The sequence below is a fragment of the Burkholderia sp. ABCPW 14 genome (assembly GCF_001523835.1).
Lineage (GTDB): Bacteria > Pseudomonadota > Gammaproteobacteria > Burkholderiales > Burkholderiaceae > Burkholderia > Burkholderia mayonis.
This window is the reverse complement of record NZ_LOVS01000102.1, coordinates 1-4251: the sequence shown is the minus strand read 5'-3', so window position 1 is coordinate 4251 and position 4251 is coordinate 1. Positions and strand designations below refer to the sequence as shown.

Below are 4251 nucleotides of genomic sequence, written 5' to 3'. Positions count from 1 at the left end.
TCGCGCCCCGCGTCAATATCCCGCTTCCGACAGGTTCGTCGCTCCTGCAACGTCGATTTTGAAACTTGTGTCATGCCGCCGTTACGTGACGCCGCCGGAAAAGCGCGGATTTTGACCGCCATCGACAGAGGCTTTGCTATCGGGAGCAGCATTATTCCATCGGGTCTTGAATGCATCCGATGTTCCCTACCGGATGCTACACGACGCAGCTGCTGGCAATGCCGCTGAGCAAGCCATCAACCAAAAGATTTTAAGCCTGCTGCCACAAGGGGCAGCCCAGCGCCCCATGGTTGCACCGGACCTGGAAGGGTTCCTTGGGTACTGGGTCCCAAGAATGAACAAGGCCTACGTCCCCGTCTATACCATGGAGATTGTGCATTTCCAGGGGCAGTTGCCGACCGCCTTCCAGCAGGCCGTGTGCATGGCATACTTCGACTTTGGTCAGCTGGCCGAGCCGTAACCATGTCGCGTGTGATGTGCGTACCTTGAAGGCTTTCATGAACGACGAGAACACGAACCCGAGCTACAGGGAGTTTATGCGAGCGCGACGCCCGGAGCTGTACTCGGACACGCTGCATGTCGAAGTCGGCGAGATGGACCGGCGTCAGTTCGAGTTCCATCTGCACTCTCTCACGAGCCGTAAGGAAGAGATTGCGTTTGAGAACTTCGCGCGCGTGCTGGCCGAAAAGGAGCTTTGCCCGAATCTGATACCGCAAACCGGACCCACAGGCGGAGGTGACAGCAAGGTCGACACTGAGACGTACCCGGTCGCACCAGCGATTGCGACACTCTGGTACGAAGGCAATCCGGCCTCGGCCGACCAGCGTTGGGGCTTTGCCGTGAGTGCTAAAGCCGATTGGAAGCCGAAGGTCCGCTCTGACGTCGCGAAAATCGTCGCGACCGGCCGTCCGTACACGCTCATCTACTTCATCTCGAACCAAGCCATCAGGGACAAGGACCGCGCCGAGATGGAGGACGCTCTCACGGCTGGCCATGGCGTGCAGGTGCGTATCCTCGACCGCAGCTGGATTGTCGAGAAGGTCGTCCGGCACCGCCGGTGGGACATCGTGGCCGAGACTCTCCAGTTCGAGCTCACACGCAAGGCTGTCTCGACCTCAGGTCCCTTAGACGCCGGCAGACTGCGTGACCTGGAGGCGCTAGACAAGAAGCTCGATGCAGCTGCGAAGTCTGCGGTCACGCTGGAATTGATCGAACAGAGCTTGCAGTCTGCAATGCTCGCACGGGGCCTCGACAGGCCGCGGCATGAGGTTGATGGTCGCTTCGACCGCGCAGAGCGTCTCGCGCGAAAAATCGGCAGCAGACAACTACAGCGCATCTGGTACCAGAGAGCGTGGACCGCCCTGTGGTGGTTCGATGACCCGGAAGAGGCTGCGCGAATCTACGACCTGCTGGCATCCGAAGTGCTGCCCTCGGACTGGGTTTGGGACATTGACTGCGTCGTCAGCCTGTGGCTCGCCCTCCAAGGGGGGAACGCTCTAGACGAAGCACGAACCAACGCATTACGCGTCGCACTTCAGCGCCATGCCGACGACAAGTCAAAGGAGACGAGCTCGCTGTGGGCATGGGCCCAGTTGCTGCAGATGGACCTCGTCGCAGCGATGCGTGCAAAACGTGACCTACAGCCCACCTTGGTCGCCATGCGCCAAGTCCTGAGCAACGTGCGTCGGCAGATTGAGTTCCCAATCGAGCCAGTCATTCGCATCGTGCGAGAGCTGGGGATCGTCATCGGCGATTCGCCGGGCTACGACGAACTGGTGGATGTGGTAATCGAGATTGAGCGCGAGAGAAACGGCGACCGCGTCGCTGGCGAGTTTCAATTGCAGCGAGGTATGCAAAAGCTCCAGCGGAAGAAGGCATATGACGCGATTGACGACTTGGCCCGCGCGCAGATGCTTCTTGCGCAGGAGGACAGCCGCGACGAGTTTATCGCTGCCCTGTGCGCCACGGGCTTGGCATACGAGTCGGTGGGCCTTCTCTACGCGGCAAGGGCGAACTTGGTGTCTGCACTAGACCGCTGCCTCTATTCGTGGTTCAAGGAAGGAGCCGTCGACCGCCGCGCTTTGCCACTTCTGAAGAAGCTAGCATGGCTGGAACTGCAGCTTGGTCGCGTGCCCTACGTACTCGCTTGGGTGAAGTGGTTCGAGCCTATCCAGGTTGCATTGAGCCTGAGCGCGGAAGACACGAAGGCGCTCGAACAGGAGATACAGGCCATCGACCGAGTCTTGGGAATCTTGATTCTGCGCACTACGCATGAGGATTGGGCATCGCTGACGCGGCTTCCGGACCTCCTAACCACGCTGGGTCTGGAGATGTCGCGCGCCGCTGCCCTCTTCATGCTCGGGCACGAGGACAAGGTCCACGCCGAATACGGCGCGGCAGATGACGACCTGAACCAGTTCGCCAGCGAATGGCTTGCCGCTCCGGCCGCGTTGGATCTTCCAAATCGGCCGCTATGGCACTTCGGCACTACGACCATGACGACGACCATATTGGGTTGCCAGGTCGAAGTAATCGCCCGCGGCGGCATCGCATCGGCATTGCTTGGCGAGAGCATCATCGGATTTCTGGAGGCCTTCTACTCCACTGCAGTGCGTTCTAGGAGGCTTCTGTCACCTAGGGAACGGCTGGTCGTTGAGGTGCGACAATCAGAGGCTGCAAAGCCGCCTTTTGTTCATCGCCATGTCGAGGACGACTGCGGCGAGACAACGCTCATCGTCACCCATCCCGTTTCAGCAGCCGCGAACTTGGTCGGCGAAGGTTTCGAAAGAAAGATGATTGAGTTGTTCGGGCGCGTAACCTACGAGCTGCAGCTCGGCGTTGAACGACAGGACTTCGAGGAGATGTTTGCGAAGTATCGTGCTCAAGACCGTGCGTACCACGTGGCGCGCTCCATCATCTCCGTCACGAACATCCTCGGCGACTCGCCGGCCGGGCGCGCGGAAGACTGGGTGCAGGGCGACACTCTTGCTGCATTCCCGCTCGTCCGTGAAAAGGCATGGATACCGGCTGTGGTGGCGCCCGCGCCTGACGCTCATCCTCCTGAGACGGACTTGACGTCTTCGGCAGCCCCACCGCCAGAGCACCTCTTCGGCGCGGACGCGGTGCTACATCGCAATGTGCGAGTCATGTCTCCCATCATCTTGCCGCTGTGGGAAAAGGCCAAGTGGAAGGGGACTGGCGTGGCGCTACCGCAGGCCCCCGGGGAAGTGGTGCCGCCGATGATGGCTCTGGCATTCGAGAACTTCGACGCGGGTCAGAAGATTTTCCGCGGGTGGCGCAAGAAGGTTGGCGCGGAAAACCGGGATGGATGGCTGAGCGTGACCGTCATCACCGGCATCCGACGCGACAGCCCGTTGGACTACAGGGTAGCAATTGGCATCAGCGAGTCGTACATGAAGGCCGCAGCGGATGCCAATCGCCTGTTCGCCATTGTCTACCGGATGAATGACATGACACCCTCGTCCAGTCACAACCTGGACGTCTTGCAAGACCACTTCCGACGCGCGGGGTTCGTCTTCCTGATGCCGGTGGAATTCAATCCTGCGTCGCCGGGCATCGAGATGAAACGCGAGAACTTTGAGATAGGCATCAAGCTGTCCCACTTGAAGTTCATTCCGGCGTGGCAGGTCGACGGAACTTCGCCACTGATCACGGCCATGCGCGGTATCACTGATCCTGTTCTTCCCCCGGGAGTGACCGATGCGCCCTTCTTGCAAGCGCTTGAACGCCTCAGAGCGAGGGAGTCGGGTGCTTCCGTCTAGTTCCTCGCTAAATCGGAAAGCGGACTTGATTGTGCTTGACTACGAGGCTAGCGGTACGCTCTGCAGGAGCCTCATCACGAGAAATTTCTTCAGGTACGTATGAGGATTTTTGCACGCGCCAAATCGAGCGAGTAACGGCTTTGGCTCGGTAGCCGCCCGACGCAACTCGATATCGCAAAGTCGCATGGTGCCCAAAACCGGCGCCAGCCTATCCTGCCATTCCTTGTTTTTATGTCGCTTTCACAGGGTGTAGTCGAAGCCTTTCCGTGAGGTTGATCAAGTGAGTTTGTGAGGTGCCCATGCCCAGTTCGCGAGGTTGTCTGTTTCAGTCGGAAATTTTGGTTCATCGCAGTAAACCGTGGAGGGTTTGATGGAGATTGCGTAACCTGACGCCTGATTCTATAGAGGTCAGGAGGAAGAATTGCACGATCGCAAGGCACTTCAGGCACTGGGCGGCTGGACCGGCTAT

At 59.3% G+C, this 4251-nt stretch carries 2 protein-coding genes; both read left to right on the top strand.

Annotation, left to right across the window (positions count from 1 at the left end; all coding sequences use genetic code 11):
* Nucleotides 1–166: 166 nt before the first annotated feature.
* A complete protein-coding gene (locus WS62_RS15770) occupies nucleotides 167–460 on the top strand; it encodes a hypothetical protein (RefSeq protein WP_156441000.1) in 294 nt (97 codons plus the stop codon).
* A gap of 37 nt (nucleotides 461–497) precedes the next feature.
* Entirely contained in the window at nucleotides 498–3782 is a 3285-nt protein-coding gene (locus tag WS62_RS15765; RefSeq protein ID WP_156440999.1) for a hypothetical protein, read from the top strand.
* Nucleotides 3783–4251 lie beyond the last annotated feature (469 nt).